Raw genomic sequence first — 21,284 nt, 5'->3', positions numbered from 1 at the left:
GTCAACTGCACAGGCTGGCGAAGGTGACCGGCATGAAAACCAGCAGGGCGGCCAGCAATGCCGACCGGTTAGCCCATAGGGCAGCGGCGAACAGCGCGCCAGATCGCCCCTCGTTTCGGCCGGGGAGCGACATCCATGTCAGAGGAACAAGGACGGCTGCATAGACCGCTATGAGTGCCGGCCGGTGCCAGTCGCCCCAGCCATAGGCGCAACCTAGCGCCTGGGCGGCGTAGAGTACGACAAAGCCGATCGACCAGATGACAAAGCCTGCTACCAGCCGGACCAGGGGCATCTCTATGATGGAACTCATGGCGCCACTCCATCGAGACCCAGAAGCGCGCCAAGGCCCAGCGCCAGGACCACCACCCCGCCGGCATAGCCATTCCACAACCGGGCCAGCACCAGCTCGGTGCGCCGGCGCGCGGACACATATCCCTGCGCGTGCCGCCAGAGTGCATGCGCGGCCATGATGACGCCAAGGCCGCAATGCAGCGCGGCATAGCCGAGCGTCACAAAGGGCATGGCCTGTCGCGCATGCCCGGTCGGGTCCCCGAGCGTGCCCATGCTCAGCGCCAGAAGGATCAGGGCAAGGCTTTGCAGCGCAATGGCTGCAACCAGGCCGGCGCGAAGCGGCAGGACTGAGCCGGGCCGGCGAGCAGCCATGGCGGCTGCGCCCGCTGCCGAAAGGCTTGCGACCATGGCAAGCGCTCCGGTCCAGAGCGGCAGGTTCGGTGCGTTTGAGCCCTGCCAGTTCGGTGCCACCACCAGCAGGAACAGCCCACCAAACAGGAGCGAGGCGAACAGCGTGCCATTCATCACCAGCGCCGTGCGATTGGCCAGCACGGTCACATTGTTCAGCGCTTCCACATCGGGCGGAACGGCGAGATCGCGCCCGATATCAATCGGTCCGCGGTCCGACTTTGATCCCAGGCTAATGGGCCAGAACAGGAACAGCACGAGCGTCGCCAGTGCCCCCAGCGGGGCCAGCCAATAGAGCTTGAACAACAGCGCGAGGAAAAAGCTGGCCGTCGCAAGGGCCGTCCAGAGCGGCAGGTAGGAGCGGCGCGGCAGGACGATCAACTGCTCGGCTTCGCCACTCATCATGTCGACCGCCAGGGTTTCCTGTTCGCCATTGCGGGCAAAGCCGAGATAGCCGTTTCCGCTCGCCAGAGCGGGACCGATGCGCGCTGGCTGCAGTTGGTCGGCGCGGGTCTCGATATGCGGAATCGCCGCAAGGTTATAGCTCGGTGGCGGAGTCGCCGTGGCCCATTCCAGCGTCCCGGCCTGCCAGGGATCGCGGCGGAAGCGGGCGCCAAAGCGGAATTGCAGCACCATGTCGGCCAGTACAAGCGCAAAGCCCATGGTAAGGATGAACCCGCCGACCGAGGAGAGCAGGTTGAGCCAGTCCCAGCCCCAGTTGGAAGGGTAGGTGGAAATGCGGCGCGGCATGCCCATCAGCCCGGTCAGGTGCATCAGGAAGAAGGTGAGGTTGAAGCCGATCAGGATCAGCCAGAAGGCCGGGATCGAGAGACGGTAGAGACTTTGGCGCCCCGAAATATGAGGCAGCCAGTAATAGATCGCCGCCAGCATGGGAAAGACGAAGCCACCCACCAGCACATAATGCAGATGCGCAACCACGAAATAGCTGTCATGGGCCTGGGTGTTGAACGGCACCATGGCCAGCATCACCCCGGTCAGCCCGCCGATGACAAAGACGACAAAAAAGCCCGCCACATAGAGCATGGGTATGTCCCAGCGCGGCCTGCCGGAGGCCAGCGTGCCGATCCAGGCAAAGATCTGCACCGCCGTCGGGATCGCCACCAGGGCGCTTGCAGCGGAAAAGAACGCCAGCGCCAAATGCGGAATGCCCACGGTGAACATGTGGTGCACCCAGAGGCCGAAGCTGAGAAAGGCCATGGCGACAATGGCCGCGATGATGGCGCGATAGCCCAGGATTGGACGCTGCGCAAAGACCGGAATGATGGTGGAGAGCGCCCCGGCGGCGGGCAGGAAGATGATATAGACTTCCGGATGGCCAAACAGCCAGAACAGGTGCTGCCAGAGCAGCGGATCGCCACCCCGCGTCGGATCAAAGAACGGCAGGTCGAAGGCGCGCTCCATCTCGAGCAGGATCGACCCCAGGATCAGCGGCGGAAAGCCGATGATCATCATGCCAGCGGTCACCAGCATGTACCAGGCAAACAGTGGCATGCGGGTCAGCGCCATGCCCGGCGCCCGCATTTTGAGAATGGTCACGAAGATTTCGACTGCTGCCGTCACCGCCGAGATTTCGACAAAGGTGATGCCCAGCAGCCAGACATCGGCATTGATGCCCGGCGTATAGGGTTTCGAAGAAAGCGGGGTGTACATGAACCAGCCGCCATTGGGTGCCACGCCCATCAGCATGGCGACGATCAGGATCGAGCCGCCGAACAGATAACACCAGAAGCCATAGGCGGTGAGGCGGGGAAAGGCGAGGTCGCGCGCGCCCAAGAGCTTGGGCAGCATGTAGATGGCGAAGCCCTCGAACATGGGAATGGCAAACAGGAACATCATCACCGTGCCATGCATGGTGAAGACCTGGTTGTAGATTTCCGGACCGAGAAAGGCGCTGTTGGGCGTCGCCAATTGCGCCCGGATCAGCATGGACAGCAGGCCGCCAATGGCAAAGAACAGCAAGGCCAGCATCATGAAGCGCTTGCCCAAGATGGTGTGGTTGACGCTGGACAATCCCGCCAGCCCCGGTGGTGTGCGCCAGATGGCGTCGAGTTGTTTGTGCAATCCGATGGCAGAAGGCTGCTCGCTCATTGCCCACCCCCCATCAGGCCCGCGAAATCGTCGCTTGCATGCGCCTCGATACGGAACCACATGCCGTCATGCCCCGGTCCGCAATATTCGGCGCATTGCCCCCAATAGGTGCCGGGTTCGTCGGCCTCGAGGCGGATGAGATTTTCGTGACCCGGAATGGCGTCGATCTTGCCCCCCAGCCTGGGCACCCAGAATGCATGGATAACGTCCTGCGAGGTCACCGCGACATCGATGGGCCGACCGGCGGGAATGTGCAGCACCTCGTCGCTCATCTCGCGTCCGTCCGGATAGGTGAAGGTCCAGTGCCAGCGTTCGGCATGGGCACCGAAGCGCAGGGGGGCATCGCCCCTGGGCAGCAATTGCTCGCCCAGCACCAGTGCCGTGCCGGTGAGCAGGATCAGGATCGGGATGGGCAGGACCAGCCCGCCACCCACGATCCATTGCGCAGGCGTGATGCGCGTCACCCATGCGGGGCGCAGATAGGCCATGGCGAACAGCGCCATCACCAGCGCGAACAGGAGGGCCGAGCCGTAGAGCATCACCCACCACAACGTCGCCAGATTGGCCGCGCGCGGGCCGGCGGGGTCGAGCGTGGACAGTGCACCCGTGCAACCGGTCAGCAGCAGCGGCGTTGCACAGAGTGCAACGGGCTTGAACAAGGGGAAAAGCCGATGACCGATATTCCGCGCGAGAACGCAGAGGCCGAAATCCGCGACGAGGAGACGCCGCCCGAAGCCCGTGCCGATCATCCCAATCCGGCTATTCGCGCAGTCGCGGGCAAGGACATTGGCTCGGCCATTGCCGTGGCAGGACATCCCATCCACGCCATGCTGGTGCATTTTCCAATCGCCTTTGTCGTCGCCACATTGGGCGTCGATATCTTCTATTGGTGGAACGCCGATCCGTTCTGGCTTGAGGTCGGCAAATGGGCCGCCGGCGCGGCCTTTGGTTTTGGCCTGCTCGCGGCCATTGTCGGCACGCTCGAACTGCTGGCCGTGCCCGGCATTCGTGTGCGCGTGGCGAGCTGGAACCATGCCATTGCGGCCATGGTGATGCTGGCCATTGTCGGCGCCAATGCCGGCTTGCGCATCTATCTGCCAGAGATGGTCCTGCCTAGCGGGTTGATGCTCTCGGTTTTGGCGACCATGGCGGCGGGTTTCGCCGGCTGGCATGGCGGTAAGCTGGTGTTCGATCATGGCGTCGGCCTCATAATTTCGCCTCGCCAATAAGCTGCTCGAACATCTCTGAAAGCGCTCCGGGTGCGAACAGGCCAGCCAGCACCGCCGGCCACTCGATGTCGGGTTTGCCCAGTACCAGCACCAGAATGGCGGCGATGGCCGAAAAGGTCAGCGCCTGAATGAGCATGAAGCGCCCAAGCGGGTAGACCCCACCCGGCTCGAAGAGTCGCAGGATCATCAGCCCGGAAAAAATATGCACGCCGGTTAGCACCGAAACACCCACCAGCTTGGCTGAAAACCAGTTTTCATAAGTACCCTGCAACAGGATCAGCGCCGTGCCCGAGGCAATGGCGGCAAAAGCGGTTGGCGACACCAGTGCCACATAGAGAAAGCGGGTAAAGGCATGCAGCCGGTGCAGCGCCTGTCCCTCCAGCCCCCGGCGCTGGCGATAAAGAAAGGGCAGGGCGATCAGCCCCGCAGACCAGCCTGCAATGGTCGCGACATGGATGAATTTGAGCCAGGTGACGAACAGGGCAAGGCTCATTCAGACACCGCCTGCTCTGCCCGCAAGGCAAGCACCAGCCGCCACAGCACCAGCGCCAGCAGCGGCAGATTTGCCGGGACCCACATGATCAGCCCGGCCAATTGCTGGTCCGCCAGCGGCAACAGGCCAAAACCCATTGTAGTGCCCAGATGCGGCACATAGAGCGGGCTGGGTGCAAACACCAGCAGCGCGCCGAGAAGTCCCATCTGAATGGCGCTGGACAAGGCCGAAATGCCTGCGGCCATCGCGGCATGGCTGCGCAGCAGGCCCAGCCACAGCCAGGTGAAACTGCCAATCAGGCTCAATTGCATGAGCCAGTAGATCGCCGGATGGGTAAATGCGGCTGTATAGAAATCGGGCGCGTGCCAGAGCCAGAGCGCCAGGGTCGAGAGCACCAGCGGCGGCAGCAGGCTGGCGCGCATGCCCCATCGCGCGGGGAGGGCCAGCGCAAGCAGCGGCGCCAATACCATGGTCAGCGCCACATGGTGGCCGACGCGCACGGAGAACAGCGCCACGCTGAGCGCGCAGATGGGCGAGACGAAGAGGATCACCGCCAGCAGCCACGCGCCGGCAAAGGCAAGCTGGCGCCTGGGCTCTGCCTGTCGCAACAGGACAAATCCGGCCAGGGCCGAGAGAACGAGGACACTGAGCAGGCCGGGCTCGACATTCCACCGACCCCAGAGTGTTTCCAGGGTCGGTGGCGATCCGCAATAGCTCATGTCGAAGGAAAAGGCTGACGCTGGGTCCATTTCCATTCCGGATGTTGGAGGGTGTCCCGGCACGGCAGCCTCTGGCGAGCGAGGCCGTGCCGGGGCGTTTTCAGACTTAGGGCTGCACGTCGCCTGCACCCTCGGCTGTCCCGCCGCCCGGCAGGGCATAGGCAATGAAATAGTCGCCTATCGGTGTTTCCATGAAGTCATGGCCGCCGGCATTGATGACCACGATCTGCCGCCCCTGGGACTCATAGGTCATCGGGGTTGCCTGGCCACCGGCCGGAAGTTCCACCTCCCAGACCCGCTCGCCGGTTTCGATGTCGATGGCGCGGAACAGATCGTCGGTGGCTGCGCCGATGAAGAACAGGCCCGAGGCGGTGATGAAGCCGCCACCATTGTTGGGCGTGCCGATATCGACCGGCAGCATGGACGGAATGCCGAAGGGACCGTTCTTGCGGGCGGTGCCGAAGGGGCGATCCCACAGCATTTCGCGGGTGTTGAGATCGATCGCCGCGATCCCGCCATAGGGCGGCTCCTTGCACAGCAGCCCGGTGAAGGGCACCCGCCAGCCGGCATTGACGCGAATGCCATAGGGCGATTCGGCCTGCGGGCTGATCGAGCCATGTGAGCCCGAACCCGCGGACGGCTCATAATTGGGGTCGTCGATGGAATAGATCCCCATTTCATCGACCTGTTCGCGCGGGATGAGCTGGTTGTAGTTGGGCATGTTGTTGTAGTTGGCGATCAGAATGCCCTTTTCCGGATCGACGGCGATGCCGCCCCAGTCCGACCCGCCATTATAGCCAGGGAACTGGATCCAGGGTTTATCGACCGTTGGCGGGGTATAGACACCGTCATATTCGGCCTGCCGGTACTGGATGCGGCACCAGAGCTGATCGAGCGGTGTGGCGCCCCACATATCGGCCTCGGTAATCTCGGGCTTGAGTAGATTCGGGAAGTCCGTGACATAGGGCTGGGTGGGCGAAAGGCGATCGGGCTCGACGCCACCCTGCGGCGCGGGACGCTCCTCGATATTGACCAGCGGCTCGCCGGTCTCGCGGTTGAGGATATAGAACTGCGCCTGCTTGGAGGGCATGATGATGGCCGGGACGGGGCCCTCATCGGTGGGGAAATCTACCAAGGTGCCCTGGCCGCCCAGATCGTAGTCCCAGATGTCGTAATGCACCGTTTGATAGTGCCAGGCGACCTCGCCGGTCTCCACATCCAGCGCCACGATGGCAGTGGAATAGGTGTTTTCCTGCTCGGACCGGGTGCCGCCCCAATAATCGACGGCCGAATTGCCCATGGGCAGATAGACCAGCCCCAATTCGTCATCGCCCGAGGCGATGGTCCACATATTGGGCGTGCCGGGCGAATAGATCTCGCCTTCCGGCGGCAGGCCGTTTTCGCCCGGACGGTTCATGTCCCAGGCCCATTCCAGTTCGCCGGTGACGGCGTTGTAGCCACGGATCACACCCGAAGGGGCGGTGCGCTGCTGGTTGTCGCTGACCTGGCTGCCCACCACCAGCACGTCGCGCACCAGGGTCGGCGGGGAGGTCGGGGCGTAAAAGCCCGGCGCGGTATCGCCAATGCCTTCCATGAGATTGACGATGCCGGCATTGCCGAAATCGGGGCAGGGCTGACCGGTCTCGGTGTCGAGCGCGATCATGCGTGCATCATGGGTGAGGTTCACCGTGCGGGTGGCGCAGATCTCGTCGCGCTCGGCGGTCGGGTCCTCGAAATAGACCAGGCCCCGGCAAGACGCGTTATAGCCCACATTGTCGGTCGAAACGTTCGGGTCATAGGTCCAGAATTCGGCGCCGGTGGCAGCATCAAGGGCGCTGATATGATTGGTCGCCGAGCACAGATAGAGCCTGTCACCCACCTTGACCGGCGTGTTCTGATTGCCGAACGGTTCGTCGCCTTCCGGCATGTCGCCGGTACGGAATTCCCAGATCTTTTCAAGCTGGCCGACATTGTCTGGCGTGATCTGGTCGAGCGGCGAATAGCGCATCGCCCGATGTGTGCCGCCATAGGCCGGCCAATCGACCCCGGTTTCCAGCGCTACATAGGTGGGGCCGGTTTCCTCAGGCTGGGAGGCCTCGGTATCGGCCAGCGCTTCTTCGCCAGCCTCAAGTGGTGCGCCTTCCGCTGCTCCATCTGTGTCCGCAGGAGCAACCGGCGCCGGCTCCTCGGCCGGTGTGATGGCGGGCAGTTCAGTTGGCTCTGTCACCGCAGGGGCCTCGGGAGCGTCCGGCTGGGCAACGGGCTCTTCGACTTCCTGGGCAATGGTGCTTTCGACGCCTTGATTGGCCACGCCAATCGCGCCGACCGCACCGGCAAAGGTCACCATGGCCGCCATGGCGGAGGTGCCAAAGCGCCGCACCGAGCCGCGTAGCACGGGAAGTGTGGTCAAGACGAGAATGAGAACAATGGTGGGTGCCAGCAGGCGCGGCACTTGCGCCCAGCCATCAAGGCCCGCTTCCCACAAGGCCCAGATCAAGGTGCCTAGCCAGGTCAGCAGGTAGATCCACAGCGCCGTCATGTCGCGGCGGAACAGGAACCACGCGGTCAAGAGCAGTCCGATTCCCGCGGGCAGATAGTACCAGGAACCGCCAAGGGTAATCAGATATAATCCGCCTGCCGCAATGGGCAGGCCAAAGACCAGCAGAACTAACCCTACAAACATGGTCCACCAGAACCCGATCCCTCGGCGGTCATGGCGCGATGATGTATGGTCGGTCATGCTTCCCTCCACTGACGTCATTCACCGTGCAACGCCTCAATGCGGACACAGTTCCAAACCGGTCCCGATCAATTCGGTCCGGGCAACAGTCGTGGAAAAATGCTCTGCCTACAGGAGCTTGGACAGAAAGCTGCGAGTTCGGCCCCGGGGAAAGTCCGGCAGGGTGCCAAAGACCGCGTAGCCAGCGCGCTGATAGGTCTTCAGCGCATGGGGATTGAAGGTGTCGATATAGGCGCCGTGACAGCCCCGGCCCCTGGCTTCGGCCTCGGCCAGCTCCAGCATGCGTCCAGCCAGCTTGCGGCCGCGCTGTTCTTCAGCCACCCAGAGCCATTGCACATAAAGCCAGCCCCAGGCGGTATAGCCAGACAGGCCCGCCACGACGTCACCTTCGACATCGCGCACAAAGACCGCCAAAGCCTGTCGCTCGGACGGCCCGACATCGCTCTGGTTGAACGCAGCAAGGGATGCGCCCAGGACCTCAAGGTCCTCAGCCCGCGGGGTGTCGGTGATTTCAAGCGCCAGAATCACGCTCAGGCTGCCAGCAGGCCACCGGTCAGGGCGTGGGGGGCGCCGGTCGTGGTGGGAAAACTGATCGGCAGTCCGCGCAGCACCCGCACGGCAAGGAGCGCAAAGCATTCCGCCTCGACCGCATCGCCTCGCCAGCCCACCGCCTCGGCGGGAATGGCTTCGACATTGGCGCGCGTTTCCAGCATCGCCATGATGGCCGGATTGTGCCGGCCGCCACCGCAGACGATCAGTCGTTCCGGGCGCTGCGGCAAGAGGTCGAGCGCCTTGCCCACCGCTCCGGTGGTAAAGGCGGTCAGCGTTGCCGCGCCGTCTTCGGCATTCAACCCTTCGGCCATGGTGGCGAGGAAATCGAAGCGATCGAGCGATTTTGGATAGGGAGCGGAGAGGTAAGGATGTGTCAGCAGACGCGCGAGGCGCTCTTCGTCCACCCTGCCGCGCAAGGCGATTTCGCCATTGTGGTCCATGTCGCCAAGGCCCAGGCTTTTGACGAAGTCGTTGATCGGTGCGTTGGCGGGGCCGGTGTCGAAGGCGATCAACTGGTCGGCGCCATCCCAATAGGTGATATTGGCCACGCCGCCCAGGTTGAGCACGGCGGTCTTGCCATCGCGGGCATCGAGCAGGCGCAGCAGCGCGCGATGATAAAGCGCGGCGAGCGGCGCGCCTTGGCCACCGGCGCGGACATCGGCGGAGCGGAAGTCATAGGCGGTCCTGATGCCGGTCAGCTCGCGCATCAGCGCGCCATTGCCAAGCTGGCGGGTGGCACCGATCCGGCCCGGCTGCGGTGCGCGATGCAACACCGATTGGCCGTGAAAGCCGATCATGCCGATCTCTGCGGGCGTAAGACCCGCCTGCTCGACCAGATCAAGCACGGCGGCGGACTGGGCGCGGGTCAGCGCTTCTTCTGCTGCGGCAAAGATCGCTGGTTCCGGCCCTTCGAAATTCCAGGCGCGCGCCTGATTGAGGGTGTCTTCCAGCGTATCGCGGATCGATTGCGGATAGGGCGCCAGCGTATAGGCGCCAAAGCGCTCAATGGTATCGCCATCGGTGCGCAGCAACGCCACATCGATATTGCCATCGAGTACCGTGCCCGTCATCAGCCCCACCGACCAGATCGGCTCTGACGAATTATCATGTGGCATTGATGCAGTCTCCTACCGTGCGGCGCAGTGCAATGATGCCGCTGTCGAAATGGCGGGTGGGGTGGACGCGATTGGTCAGCAGCGTCCAGGCATGGCCCCGGTCAAAGTCGATCCACAGGCCCGTGCCGGTGAACCCGGTATGGCCGATGGTCTGGGGCGAACAGTGCTCGCCGCCTGACCAGCCCTCATAAGGACGCTCCCAGCCATGGGTGCGGCGCCCTGAAAGCGGGGTGCGGATCAAAGCGTCAGGCCCGGCTGCGGCCAATTTTTCGGCGGCGAAGTCGAGCACGTTAGAGACCGTCCCGAAAAGTCCGGCGTGACCAGCGCCTTGCAGGGCCGAGCAATTGTCGTCATGCACCTCACCCACCAGCACGCGATGGCGCCAGTAGCAATCCTCGGTGGCGGCGGCCTTGTCCGGATCGGCCGACCACGCAAAGCCCTTGCCGGGGTCCTGCTCGCGGATCCATTTGCCTTCCAGCCGCTCCAACGCCAGGCCGAGCAGGATGAAATTGATGTCCGAATAGACCGAGGGACCCGCAGCAAACTCATGCTGCAGGAGAAAGGTGCGCAGCAAATCCGGATCGCGCCCATAGGTGTAAAGCGGAAACACGGCCGGGAAGGGGGTCTGATGCCCCAGACACTGCCGGAAGGTGACCCTGCGCTCCCAATTGTCGAGATTGTAGTGCCGGAAATCGGGCAGCACGCTCGTCAGCGGCGCGTCGAGGTCGATGCGCCCGTTCTCGGCCAGCGCCAGAATGCGTTCGGTGGTGAACAGCACCTTGGTCAGCGACGCCAGATCGAACCAGGTGTCTTGGGTCATCGGGCGGCTGGTTGGCACGGTCTGCGCCTGGCCCATGGCCCGGACTGCGCGGTCCCCGCTCCGGTCGACCACAGCCAGCACGCCGCCCGGAATGCGGCCGGCTTCAATGGCGGCCGCCAGAGGGGCGAAGGCGCGGTCCAGCTGGGTCTCTATATGTGTCATGGCGTGTCCTCAACGCGAACGCGGTGATCGTCTCCGGCCTCGCGCCATTGCGCGGGCGATGGTTCAAAGCCGGGCGGGCGCACCAGGGAGGGCACCTGCGTCATGTCAACGGCGAAGCGTTGCTTGCGACGCTCGATAGCCGGGACGGCCGCGATCAGGCGCTTGGTATAGCTGTGCTGCGGATCGGACAGCACCGCACGCGCCTCGCCCAATTCGACAATCTGACCGGCAAACATCACCGCGATGCGGTGGGCTATGCGTTCGACCACCGCCATGTCATGCGAGATGAACAGATAAGCCAGGCCGAATTCCTGCTGCAGATCGACCAGCAGTTCGAGCACCTTGGCCTGTACCGAGACATCGAGCGCCGACACCGCCTCGTCCAGCACCACCACGTCGGGATTGAGCATCAGCGCGCGGGCGATGCACAGACGCTGCCTTTGTCCGCCCGAAAACTGGTGCGGGTAGCGGGTGAGGGCATCTTGCGGCAGTCCAACGCGGTCGAGCAGGAATGTCATGCGCTCGCGCAGCGCGTCATCGCGCCGCTGCCCATTGGCAATGGCTGGTTCGGCCAGCAATGCCTCCACATTCAGACGCGGATTGAGCGAAGCGAACGGGTCCTGGAAAACCATCTGCACCGGACGGACGCTGCGCCCGGCTTCGGTGACAATTTCGCCACGGGTTTTGCTGTTAAGGCCCAGCAGCGCGCGTGCCGTGGTGGACTTGCCGCAACCGCTTTCCCCCACAATGGCCAGCGTCTCGCCGGGCACCAGGTCAAAGCTCACGCCATCCACGGCATGGATCGCGCCCTTGGGCTTGAACCACGCCTTGCCCACCGGAAAGCGCACCACGAGATTGTCGACCTTGACGATCGGTTCCTGCTGTTCCGCCCGCCGGCCATCGTCCCGCACCGCCTTGCCCGAGGTAAAATGCGGCACGGCGCGCAACAGGTGCCTGGTATAATCGTGCTGGGGATTGTCCAGCACACCATCGGTTTCCCCCTGCTCGACCGCTACCCCGTTCTGCATCACCATGATGCGGTCGGCGATACCGGCGACCAGGCCAATATCATGGGTGATGAAGATCATCGCCATGCCGGTCTCTTCGCGCAATTCGGCCAGCAGGGCCATGATCTGGGCCTGCACCGTCACGTCGAGCGCCGTGGTCGGCTCGTCCGCGATCAGCACGCGTGGGCTGGCGGCGAGGGCCATGGCGATCATGATGCGCTGCCGCATGCCGCCGGAGAGTTGGTGCGGATAATAGCCGAGGCGGGACTGGGCGTCGGGAATGCGCACGCGCCCCAATACGTCCAAAGTTGCCTTGTGCGCCTGCGCGCCGGTGAGGCCCTTGGAGAGACGGAACGCCTCTTCGATTTGCGCGCCGACCGTGTGCACGGGATTGAGCGAGGTCATCGGCTCCTGAAAGATCATGCCGACGTCGCGTCCGCGAATGCCCAACAGCGTTTTTTCATCGGCCTTGGCGACATCGAGCACTGTACCGTCCGATCGGGTGAGTTGGATCGAACCATGGGTGATCCGGCCACCGCCGAAATCAACCAGCCGATTGATCGAAAGGGCCGAGACCGACTTGCCCGAGCCCGATTCCCCCACAATGCCCAGCGTCTCGCCGGGACCAAGGTCGAAGCTGACCCCCTTGACCACTTCATTGGCCTTGGGGTTCTGGCCGAAACCGACGCGCAGGTCTCGGACTGAAAGCAAACCGGTCATGCTTCCCTCCTCTGGGTGCGCGGATCGAGAATGTCGCGCAAGGCGTCGCCGGTCAGGTTGAAGCCGAGAATGCCCAGCATGATGGTGACGGCCGGAAAGATCATCAGCCATGGAGCGTGGGTCATCAGATTGCGGCTTTCCGCCAGCATCAGGCCAAGCGAGGGGGTTGGCGGCTGGGTGCCCAGGCCGAGGAAGGATAGCCCCGCTTCCGTCAACAGCGCCCAGGCTAGGGCCAGCGTGACCTGCACGACAAGCGGCGCCACCAGGTTGAGCAGCAAATGCCGGGTCAGCACATAGCCTTGCGAGCTGCCGAAAGTGCGCGCCGCATCGACAAAGTCGCGCTGCTTGAGTGACAACGCCGGGCCGCGCACCACGCGGGCGAAGATCGGCGTATAGACGATGGCAATGGCGGCCACGCTGGTCATCGTGCCGGGGCCCACAATGGCGATGATCAACAGCGCCAGCAGGATCGCCGGGAAGGCCAGCAACACGTCCATGACGCGCATGAAGATGCCGTCCCAGATGCCGCCCCACCACGCCGAGAGCAGGCCGATGATTGTGCCGGCAATCGTAGCAATGGCCACCGAGGCAAAGGCGATCAGCATGGATTGGCGAATGCCCACCATAAGGCGGCTGAAGGCATCGCGGCCCAGCAGATCCGTGCCGAACCAATAGGTTTGGCTGGGCGCTTTCAGCCGGTCGATGGCGAAGAGCTTGAGTGGATCATGCGGGGTCAGGCCCAGCGTGCCCAGAATGGCGGCGAGCAGATAGAGCCCGATGATAACCAGGCCAATGCGTCCAGACGGGTGACGGAACAGCGATGACATCATTTTGCCCATCAGCGCCTCCCGATCCGGATGCGCGGGTCGAGGGCGACATAGGCGAGATCGACGAGCAGATTGACCACCAGGAAGTTGAAGGCAATGAACAGCACCGTGCCCTGCACCAGCGCATAGTCGCGCTGGGTGATGGCATCGAGCACCAGCCGGCCCAGACCGGGCAGGGCGAAAATCTGCTCAACGATGACGGCGCCACCCAGCAGATAGCCAAACTCGACGCCCGATAGCGTCACCACGGGAATAAGCGCATTGGGCAGGGCATGGTGCCAGATCACGCTCATCGGCGAGGCACCCTTGGAGCGGGCGGTGCGCACATAATCATCGCTCAGCACATCGAGCATGGCTGAACGCGAAATCCGGGTTACCGAGGCAGCAAAGGCAAAGCCGAGTGTAATGGCCGGGAAGATCAGCTGGGCGATGCTGGCCAGCGGATCGGTGAACAGCGGCGTGAAGGTGCCCATGGCCGGCACGAAGCCGAAGAACACCGAGAGCACGTAAATGATGAGAATGCCGACAACGAAATTGGGTGTCGACTGGCCCAGCATGGCCAGAACCCGCACGACGAGATCGCTGGGACGCTCATTGCGCGAAGCGGCCAGCACGCCCAGCGGCACCCCGACGCTGAGCGCAATCACCATCGACATCAGCGAAAGTTGCAGGGTGAGCGGGAAGCGCTCGAGGATCACGGTCAGCACCGGCTTGCCATAGATCGAGGAAATGCCCAGATCCCCCTGGAACAGGCCGGTCAGCCAGCGCAGATATTGCGCCCAGATGGGTTGGTCGATGCCGAAATAGGCCGCCAGCGTCTCGCGCTGAACCGGCGTCAAAAGGCCGGCCTCGGTGCCCAGCATGGCGGTGATGGCATCGCCCGGCACCAGCCGGATGGCGACAAAGACCAGAATGGAAACCCCGAGAAGGATCAGCGGGAAGGTCAGCAGGCGCTGAACCACATAACTCATGGGACAGAATCCGGGTTGGACCGGCCCGAAGGCCGGCCCGTTTGGCTTGACTACTCTACCGAAACATTGACCAGGCCGAACAGCGTGCCGGTCGGCGAAGGCGTAAAGCCCGAAACACTTTCGCGCTGGGCGGTGTAGCTATAGCCGGTTGAGAGCCACAGCCAGGGCGACTGCTCGGCCAGTCGGCTTTCAAAAGCCTGGAAGATTTCCACCCGCTTGGCCGGATCGGTTTCCGCCTGTCCCTGCTTCATCAGGCTGTCCAGCTCGTCATCCGGGAAGTTGGAGACGTGGGCCAGATTGCCTTCTTTGGTGAAGTAGCGGTTGTACATCGGATAGGGGTCAGGACGGCCGCCATTCTGGGCCACCGCCATGTCGAAATCCCCGGCCAGCCAGGCATCGACATAGACATTGAGTTCCATCATCTCGATTTCGAGATCGATACCGATCTCGGCGAGCTGGGCCTGCAGCACCTGTGCTTCGGATGCAGCGACCGGCGGTTCGCCGGTGGCAGCAATGACCGTAGCCGAGAAGCCGTCCACGCCCGATTCAGCCATCAGTTCTTTGGCTCGATCCAGATCCTGCTCATAGCAGAACAGGTTGGCCGGATCCTGCGCGAAAGCCGGCATGGTGAGCGGCCCGGTCACCTTGCCCTCACCAGCCAGCGCCGCGTCGATGATCTCCTGACGGTCGATGGCGCAGCTCATGGCCTGGCGGACCAGAAGATTGTCCATCGGCGGGCGCGAGGGGTTGAGCTGGAGCACATTGTAGTTCAGCACACCGACACGGTTCAGTTCGAGACCGGCTTCCATCGGCACGAGCGTTGCGACCAGCGGGTCGTTGAGCAGCGCGAAATCGGTCTGCCCGGCGCGCAGCGAGGCCAGGATCGCCATTTCGTCGGGCAGCACCGAGATGGTGATGCCGTCAATGGCGAGTTCGCCGCCGCCCCAGTTCTCATTGGCGCTCAGCACTTCACGCGCATTGGGCTCCCAGCTTTCCAGCACGAAGGGGCCCGAGCCAATCGCCTCGGTGCCCACGGTGCCCGCTTCGATCTCGGCAGCCGGCATGACCGCCGCGTTGATCGTGGCCATGGCGACCAGGATCGGCACATCGGGAATCGAGAGGTTGAAGACGACCGTGGCATCGTCCGGCGTGTCGATGCTTTCGATCGAGAGAAAATTCGAGCGGGCCGCTGCGGACGTGGCTTCATCGAGCAGGCGCTCGAACGAGGCCTTGACGTCCGCCGAGGTCACGGCAGCGCCGTCGGAGAACTTCGCATTGGAATCGATGGTGAAGGTCAGCGTCCTTGCGTCCTCGGCAAACTCCCAGCTCGAGGCGATGGCCGGCACAACATTGAGATCGGCATCCAGCCGCACCAGCGGCTCATAGATCAATTCGAGCAGGCGGAGCGAAGAAAAGGCTGTCTGCTTGTGCGGATCAAGGCCGGTGGCATCCTGCGACCAGGCCATGCGCAATTCGGCGGCCTGTGCCGGCAGCGCGGCCGAAACCGAAGTCAGAGCCGTGGCAACGGCGAGGCCGGCCAGTAGCGTCTTGGGTGAAAACTGGTTCATCGATATTCCCTCACTGTTGAGCCGGCCCCGCTTCTGGGAGCCGTGCCAAGGTCGTCAGGTGCCTGGCCAAGCGAACGCGAGGGCCGGGCCAGTCGCACCAACCTCTTTGACAAACCTATGAAGTCCCGGTCCGGGCTGTCAATAATTTTCACGCTTGATGAAAGTACTGAACTTTTGTTTCAATGGGCGGAGCAGCAAGGTTCGGCTAGGGTCGCGCCGCGTGGCCGCCCCGGACCAAGGAGGGCGGGCCGAAGGGGAATGGAATTGGGTATCCAGTCGACGATCGAAGCGTCTGTGGACAAGTTCACGCCGGCCATGCAGCGCGTGGCAACGGTGATCCGCGACCAGCCCCGCATCGTGCTCGACCAGACCATTTCCGAACTGGCCGAAAGCTGCGGCACCTCGGTCGCCTCGGTGGTCCGCTTCTGTCGCACGCTGGGCCTGTCGGGCTATGCGCAATTGCGCATGAGCCTGGCCACCGAGCTGGGCAAGGAAGCCGCCCAGTTCGGCACCGATCTGATGCTGGGGGCCGAGATCGCCCAGTCCGACACCCTGCAGGAAATGGCCTCGAAAGTGGCGTCGCTGGAAATCCTGGCCATCGACGAAACCGTCTCGGGCCTCGATTATGGCGTGCTCGAACGCGTCGTGGCAGCGGTCGACCAGGCCGAGCGCATCCTGCTTTTTGGCATCGGGGCCAGCCAGTTCGTCGCCCAGGACCTGCACCACAAGCTGTTCCGCATTGGCCGCAATGCCTTCCTGCTGGCAGATCCGCACGAGGCTTGGACCGCGGCCTTGTTGTCGCCGGCGGGAACTGTCGCCCTGGGCTTTTCCCATTCCGGCGCCACCGCCGATACGGTCCGCTTTCTCGAAATCGCCCGCGATGCGGGGGCCCTGACCGTGGCCCTCACCGGCGCGCCGGATTCGCCCCTGGCCGGCGCAGCCGACGAATGCCTGGTGGCCCGGGCCCGCGAAAGTCGGCTGCGCGCCGGAGCCATGGTCAGCCGTATTGCCCAACTGGCCATTGTCGATTGCCTGTTTCTAGGCGTTGCCAGCCAGCGCTATGAACAGACCGTGGATGCGCTCAAGCGGACGCGGGATGTGACGCATCCGAAGTGATCCGCGCCTGACGCTCAGCCGCCCCAGAGCGGTGAGGCTGCACCGGAAATCATTCCGCCCTCATAGGCCAGTCCGTCCGGCCGGTCCTGCTCCAGCAGGAGCGGACCATCAAGGTCGATCCAGCGTGCCCGTGCCGCCAGCAGCCGCGCCGGCAGCATGGAAAGCGAAGTGCTGACCATGCAGCCAACCATGATCGACAGGCCCAGCGCCTCGGCGCGGGCGGCCACCGCCAGGGCCTCGGTCAACCCACCTGTCTTGTCGAGCTTGATATTGATCGCGTCATAGCGCCCAACCAGCGCTTCAAGCCCGGCAAGGGCATGCCCGCTTTCATCGGCACAGATCGGGACCGGGTGATCAATCTCTGTCAGAGCCTGGTCTGCATTAGCAGGCAGCGGTTGCTCCACCAGTTCGACCCGGCAATGAGCACAGATGTCGAGCAGCACCGGCAGGTCGTCGGGGTGCCAGCCTTCATTGGCATCGACAACAAGGCGCGTGCCTGGCGCCGCCGCTCGCACAGCCCCAAGGCGCTCGGCGTCCCCCGGGGCGCCCAGCTTGATCTTGAGCAGCGGCAGATGCGCAGCTTTTGCGGCGGCTTCGGCCATGCCGTCGGGCGTCCCGAGGCTGATGGTGAAGGTCGTTTCGATATGCTGCGGCAGTGTCGTTCCGGCCAGCACCGCCACCGACGCACCGGCGCGTTTCGCTTCCAGATCCCACAGGGCACAGTCCAGCGCATTGCGTGCGGCGCCCGGCGGCAGCACCTGCTGCAACTCGGACCGGCTCATACCTGCCGCAAATGCGGGTGCCAGTGTTTCAATAGCGGCCAGCGTGCTCTGAGGGGTTTCGCCATAGCGGGCATAGGGCACGCATTCGCCGTGCCCGACATGTCCGTCCTGTTCCAGCCGGACCGTCACCACCACGGCCTCGCTCTTGCTGCCACGCGCAATGGTGAAATTCCCGGCAATCGGAAAGCGCTCGATGGCGGCGCTGAGATGTATGGTCATGGTCGGCTCAGGCGGCCAGGGGCCGTTGAGCATTGGCGGTCCACGACCGCGCTGCCATCGGCCTTCGGCAGGACGGATTGAGCCTCCGGGCGGCAGTGTTCAGCGTATGCCCAGGCGTGCGCCTGCAGTTCTGCGGCTTTTCGGCTATCGTAGTCAGATCAACAAGCAGGGCCACCTTGCCGCTCATTTATCCGGCTGCACGCGGCTGGGGCTGGGCAGCGGCGCGGCGCAGGAAACCACCGGCCTCTTCAAGGGCAAGCGCTCCTTCCGCCGCACTCATGCCGGTCAACGCCATCAGGATCGCCAGCTTCACATTGTTCTTGCTGGCCAGCAGAAACGCCTCGGCCTCTTCGGCCGTGCAATCGGCCACCTCGATCAGAATGCGGGTGGCGCGAGCCGCCAGCTTTTCATTGCTGACGGAAAGATCCACCATAAGGTTTTCATAGGACTTGCCGATGCGGATCATGCTGGCGGTGGTGAGCATGTTGAGCACCAGTTTCTGCGCCGTGCCCGATTTGAGGCGGGTCGAGCCGGTCAGCGCTTCGGGGCCGACCAGCGGCGAAATGGCAATATCGGCCATACTGGCGATGGCGGAATCCGGATTGCAGGACAATGCTGCGGTCACGGCGCCAACGCTCTTGGCATAGTCGAGCCCCCCAATGACATAGGGCGTCCGGCCGCTGACCGCGATGCCCACCACCACGTCCCTGGCCGAAACATCAACCCGCTGGAGGTCGTTGCGGCCCTCTTCGCGGGAATCTTCGGCGCCCTCGATCGGATGGCGCAGGGCGCGGTCGCCCCCGGCAATCAGCCCCACCACCATGCCTTCGGGCACGCCGAAGGTTGGCGGACACTCCGAGGCGTCCAGCACGCCCAGCCGTCCGCTAGTGCCGGCACCCATATAGATCAATCGACCACCGGCCTTGAACGCTTCGACAATGCAGTCGACAGTGGCAGCAACCTGCGGAAGCACCTGGCGCACAGCCTCGGCGACCTTTGCATCCTCGGCATTCATCGCCGCCACGATCTCGCCCGACGACATCAGGTCGATCTGTAGCGTGTTCGGGTTGCGGGCTTCGGAAACGAGCTGTTCCAGCTCAGCCATCAGGGTCGTTTTTGCCATTGTGCCTATGCTCAAATTCCGCAGCGATGCTAGAAGTGAATATTCCGGGTGTCAACGAGACATGGAATATTGTATTCCAAATTGATGATGTCCTGGGGATATGTCTCTGGCAAGACATGCGGTGCACAGGGACACAAGCAGGTTGCAATTTGAGGGAGGTCGGCTTTAGTCCTCGAAAGACGAGGCGGCTGGGCCGGCGGCACGGGAACGCAAATGTCGATACTCAAGGTCCTTAGCGCCAAGCTGGACACCATGACCCAGGCCGATCGCCAGATCGCCCAGTTCATCATCGATCATCCCGAGCAGATGCTGACCCTGTCATCGGCCGCCCTGGCAGAAGCAACCGGGCGCAGCCAGTCCAGCGTCGTCAAGTTCAGCCAGAAGCTGGGCTATGCCGGCTACCAGCAACTCAAGCTGGCTGTGAACAAGGCCAAGGCGCTCGAATGGCATGCCCCCGGCGGGGTCATTCATGGTTCGATCGATGCCAGCGACAGCTACGTCACCATCCTGCAAAAGCTGATCGGCTCCAAGCTGCTCTCGATGCGCGAAACCCTGGCCGCCAATAATGAGCAGACCATTGATCTGGCGCTGCAATCCCTGGTCAATGCCCGGAAAATCCAGCTCGCGGGCGTTGGGGCCTCCTCGCTGGTGGCCAAGGACTTCTCCTATAAGCTGCTCAAGCTGGGCCGCATGGCGCTGATCGACAGCGACAGCCATATCCAGATCTCCAATGCCTCGGCGCTCAACGCGGCTGATGTGCTCTTTGCCCTGTCCCATTCCGGTCGCAGCGTGGAAACCCTGCGTATTGCCGAGATTGCCCGGCAGCGTGGCGCCACGGTGATTTCGATGACCGGATTGCAGCCCAACCCCTTGCTCGAGCTGGCCGATATTCACCTCTTTACCGTCGCCGATGAGGAGCGGGTGCGCTCCTCGGCCATCACCTCGCGCGATGCGCAATTGATGCTGATGGACATGCTGTTCATTCTGATGATCCGCATGCAACCGGACGCGCACGACTTTATCCACAATTCCGAAACCGCCGTGACGGTGCTCAAGGCCCGCTAGCCGCTGCACAATTGGCGCCTCGACCCAGGCGGCTGCCGCTCATCTCGCTGCGCGCGAGAAGTAATTTAATATTCTTGACACCATCAATTGCTGGAATTTACTATTCCAACATGCAGGCATGAGGGTGACCTGCCCAGGGGACCTGCCACGGGCAGGATGGACGGAGAGAGCAATTGGCTCAGCTATCGCTTCGCGGCATCAAGAAGCGCTTTCGCGAGACTGAAGTCTTGCATGGCATCGATCTGGAAATCGGCGACCGCGAATTCGTCGTCTTTGTCGGCCCCTCGGGCTGCGGCAAGTCGACCCTGCTGCGCCTGATCGCCGGACTCGACCCGATCACCGATGGCGAATTCGTGCTCAATGGTAGCCGCATGAACGATGTGGCGCCCTCGCGCCGCGGCATCGCCATGGTGTTCCAGTCTTATGCGCTTTACCCGCATATGGATGTCTATGAAAACATGGCCTTCGGGGCCCGCCTGATGGGGCTCGACAAGGCCGAGGTCGAACAACGCATTGCCGACGCCGCGCGCATGCTGCGGCTGGGCGAACTGCTCAAGCGCCGACCGCGCGAACTCTCGGGTGGCCAGCGCCAGCGCGTTGCCATCGGCCGGGCCTTGGTGCGCAAGCCCGATGTATTCCTGCTCGATGAGCCGCTGTCCAATCTCGACGCGGCCCTGCGCTCCGAAGTCCGCCTCGAAATCGCCCGCCTGCATCGCGAGATCGGCGGCACCATGATCTACGTGACCCATGATCAGGTCGAAGCCATGACCCTGGCCGACAAGATCGTGGTGATGAACAATGGCCGCATCGAACAGGTCGGCTCGCCGCGCGAGCTCTATGAGACGCCGGCCAACACATTCGTTGCCAGCTTCATCGGCTCGCCGCGCATGACGCTGGTCGATGTGACCCGCGACGGGGACCGCCTTGGTGTCGCCAATGGGGGAGCCGTGGCTGTCGGCGCCGTGCCGGATGCAAAGGCGCTCAAGCTGGGCTTGCGGCCCGATGCGGTGCATCTGACCCGCGGCGCGGCCGAGGGCTTTGCCGCCCAGGTCGTCTATACCGAATATCTGGGCGACAATGCTTATGTCTATGCCCGGCTGGCCGACGGCACGCTGCTCTCGGCCCGCACCACCCCCAACGATCTATTTGCGCCGGACGAAACGGTGACCGTGACGGTCGCGCCGGGCGCCGCGCATTTCTTTTCCGCCGAGGATGGCCGGCGGCTGTCGCCCTGAACCGGGCGCCGGG

At 63.5% G+C, this 21,284-nt stretch carries 19 protein-coding genes; 4 read left to right on the top strand and 15 right to left on the bottom strand.

Going from position 1 to position 21,284, the window contains the following annotated elements:
* Window position 1: 1 nt before the first annotated feature.
* Genes GO014_RS19195 through coxB form a run of 3 tightly spaced genes read right to left on the bottom strand, consistent with a single transcriptional unit; the run spans window position 2 to window position 3,467 of the window.
* Window positions 2–310, bottom strand: coding sequence for a hypothetical protein (locus GO014_RS19195; RefSeq protein ID WP_246204638.1), 309 nt, complete (start codon window positions 308–310; stop codon window positions 2–4).
* Window positions 307–2,808, bottom strand: coding sequence for a cytochrome c oxidase subunit I (gene ctaD, locus GO014_RS13945; RefSeq protein WP_157290941.1), 2,502 nt, complete (start codon window positions 2,806–2,808; stop codon window positions 307–309). Before ctaD ends, GO014_RS19195 begins: the two co-directional genes overlap by 4 nt.
* On the bottom strand, window positions 2,805–3,467 hold the full coding sequence (coxB, locus tag GO014_RS13940; RefSeq protein WP_246204637.1) for a cytochrome c oxidase subunit II: 663 nt from the start codon (window positions 3,465–3,467) through the stop codon (window positions 2,805–2,807). The genes ctaD and coxB overlap by 4 nt, the downstream gene beginning before the upstream one ends.
* 12 nt (window positions 3,468–3,479) lie before the next feature.
* Between coxB and GO014_RS13935 the strand changes: the two genes are divergently transcribed.
* A complete protein-coding gene (locus GO014_RS13935; protein WP_116588001.1) occupies window positions 3,480–4,037 on the top strand; it encodes a DUF2231 domain-containing protein in 558 nt (185 codons plus the stop codon).
* On the opposite strand, the gene GO014_RS13930 is transcribed toward GO014_RS13935, so the two are convergent.
* The 10 genes from GO014_RS13930 to GO014_RS13885 all read right to left on the bottom strand — a co-directional run bounded on the left by GO014_RS13930 (window position 4,015) and on the right by GO014_RS13885 (window position 15,731).
* Window positions 4,015–4,530: a CopD family protein gene (locus tag GO014_RS13930; RefSeq protein ID WP_157290939.1), complete on the bottom strand. Its 516-nt coding sequence runs from the start codon at window positions 4,528–4,530 to the stop codon at window positions 4,015–4,017. The two genes, GO014_RS13935 and GO014_RS13930, sit on opposite strands and share 23 nt — an antisense overlap.
* A complete protein-coding gene (locus tag GO014_RS13925) occupies window positions 4,527–5,279 on the bottom strand; it encodes a cytochrome c oxidase assembly protein (RefSeq protein WP_157290938.1) in 753 nt (250 codons plus the stop codon). The genes GO014_RS13930 and GO014_RS13925 overlap by 4 nt, the downstream gene beginning before the upstream one ends.
* 76 nt (window positions 5,280–5,355) lie before the next feature.
* Complete coding sequence (locus GO014_RS13920) at window positions 5,356–7,989, bottom strand: outer membrane protein assembly factor BamB family protein (protein ID WP_246204635.1); 2,634 nt, start codon at window positions 7,987–7,989, stop codon at window positions 5,356–5,358.
* A gap of 108 nt (window positions 7,990–8,097) precedes the next feature.
* On the bottom strand, window positions 8,098–8,517 hold the full coding sequence (locus GO014_RS13915; RefSeq protein WP_425482085.1) for a GNAT family N-acetyltransferase: 420 nt from the start codon (window positions 8,515–8,517) through the stop codon (window positions 8,098–8,100).
* A 2-nt stretch (window positions 8,518–8,519) separates the two neighbouring features.
* A complete protein-coding gene (locus GO014_RS13910; protein ID WP_157290936.1) occupies window positions 8,520–9,656 on the bottom strand; it encodes an anhydro-N-acetylmuramic acid kinase in 1,137 nt (378 codons plus the stop codon).
* A complete protein-coding gene (locus GO014_RS13905; RefSeq protein WP_157290935.1) occupies window positions 9,646–10,638 on the bottom strand; it encodes a serine hydrolase domain-containing protein in 993 nt (330 codons plus the stop codon). The genes GO014_RS13910 and GO014_RS13905 overlap by 11 nt, the downstream gene beginning before the upstream one ends.
* Window positions 10,635–12,365: an ABC transporter ATP-binding protein gene (locus GO014_RS13900; protein ID WP_157290934.1), complete on the bottom strand. Its 1,731-nt coding sequence runs from the start codon at window positions 12,363–12,365 to the stop codon at window positions 10,635–10,637. Before GO014_RS13900 ends, GO014_RS13905 begins: the two co-directional genes overlap by 4 nt.
* Window positions 12,362–13,204, bottom strand: a complete 843-nt coding sequence (locus GO014_RS13895; protein WP_157290933.1) for an ABC transporter permease — start codon at window positions 13,202–13,204, stop codon at window positions 12,362–12,364. The genes GO014_RS13900 and GO014_RS13895 overlap by 4 nt, the downstream gene beginning before the upstream one ends.
* Window positions 13,204–14,163, bottom strand: coding sequence for an ABC transporter permease (locus GO014_RS13890; protein WP_157290932.1), 960 nt, complete (start codon window positions 14,161–14,163; stop codon window positions 13,204–13,206). Before GO014_RS13890 ends, GO014_RS13895 begins: the two co-directional genes overlap by 1 nt.
* Before the next feature lie 50 nt (window positions 14,164–14,213).
* Window positions 14,214–15,731 carry an ABC transporter substrate-binding protein gene (locus tag GO014_RS13885; protein WP_157290931.1) on the bottom strand — a complete coding sequence of 506 codons (1,518 nt, stop codon included), beginning with the start codon at window positions 15,729–15,731 and terminating at the stop codon, window positions 14,214–14,216.
* 264 nt (window positions 15,732–15,995) lie between these two features.
* Here GO014_RS13885 and GO014_RS13880 point away from each other — a divergent pair, with 264 nt between their 5' ends.
* Window positions 15,996–16,847: a MurR/RpiR family transcriptional regulator gene (locus GO014_RS13880; RefSeq protein ID WP_104894784.1), complete on the top strand. Its 852-nt coding sequence runs from the start codon at window positions 15,996–15,998 to the stop codon at window positions 16,845–16,847.
* A 14-nt stretch (window positions 16,848–16,861) separates the two neighbouring features.
* Here the strand turns inward: GO014_RS13880 and dgcA are convergent, their stop codons facing one another.
* Together dgcA and murQ are read right to left on the bottom strand one after the other, a co-directional pair.
* Window positions 16,862–17,848: an N-acetyl-D-Glu racemase DgcA gene (gene dgcA, locus GO014_RS13875; RefSeq protein ID WP_157290930.1), complete on the bottom strand. Its 987-nt coding sequence runs from the start codon at window positions 17,846–17,848 to the stop codon at window positions 16,862–16,864.
* A gap of 187 nt (window positions 17,849–18,035) precedes the next feature.
* On the bottom strand, window positions 18,036–18,971 hold the full coding sequence (gene murQ / locus GO014_RS13870) for an N-acetylmuramic acid 6-phosphate etherase (RefSeq protein ID WP_157290929.1): 936 nt from the start codon (window positions 18,969–18,971) through the stop codon (window positions 18,036–18,038).
* Between the two features lie 213 nt (window positions 18,972–19,184).
* Here murQ and GO014_RS13865 point away from each other — a divergent pair, with 213 nt between their 5' ends.
* Window positions 19,185–20,036 (top strand): MurR/RpiR family transcriptional regulator, encoded by an 852-nt coding sequence (locus GO014_RS13865; RefSeq protein WP_116588013.1) that lies wholly within the window; start codon window positions 19,185–19,187, stop codon window positions 20,034–20,036.
* 173 nt (window positions 20,037–20,209) lie between these two features.
* A complete protein-coding gene (locus GO014_RS13860; RefSeq protein WP_157290928.1) occupies window positions 20,210–21,271 on the top strand; it encodes an ABC transporter ATP-binding protein in 1,062 nt (353 codons plus the stop codon).
* Window positions 21,272–21,284: the final 13 nt, after the last annotated feature.

Origin of the sequence: Devosia marina (assembly GCF_009758415.1) — a bacterium.
GTDB classification, from domain to species: domain Bacteria; phylum Pseudomonadota; class Alphaproteobacteria; order Rhizobiales; family Devosiaceae; genus Devosia; species Devosia marina.
Note: the sequence above shows the minus strand (reverse complement) of the source record. Positions and strands in the feature narration are given on the sequence as shown.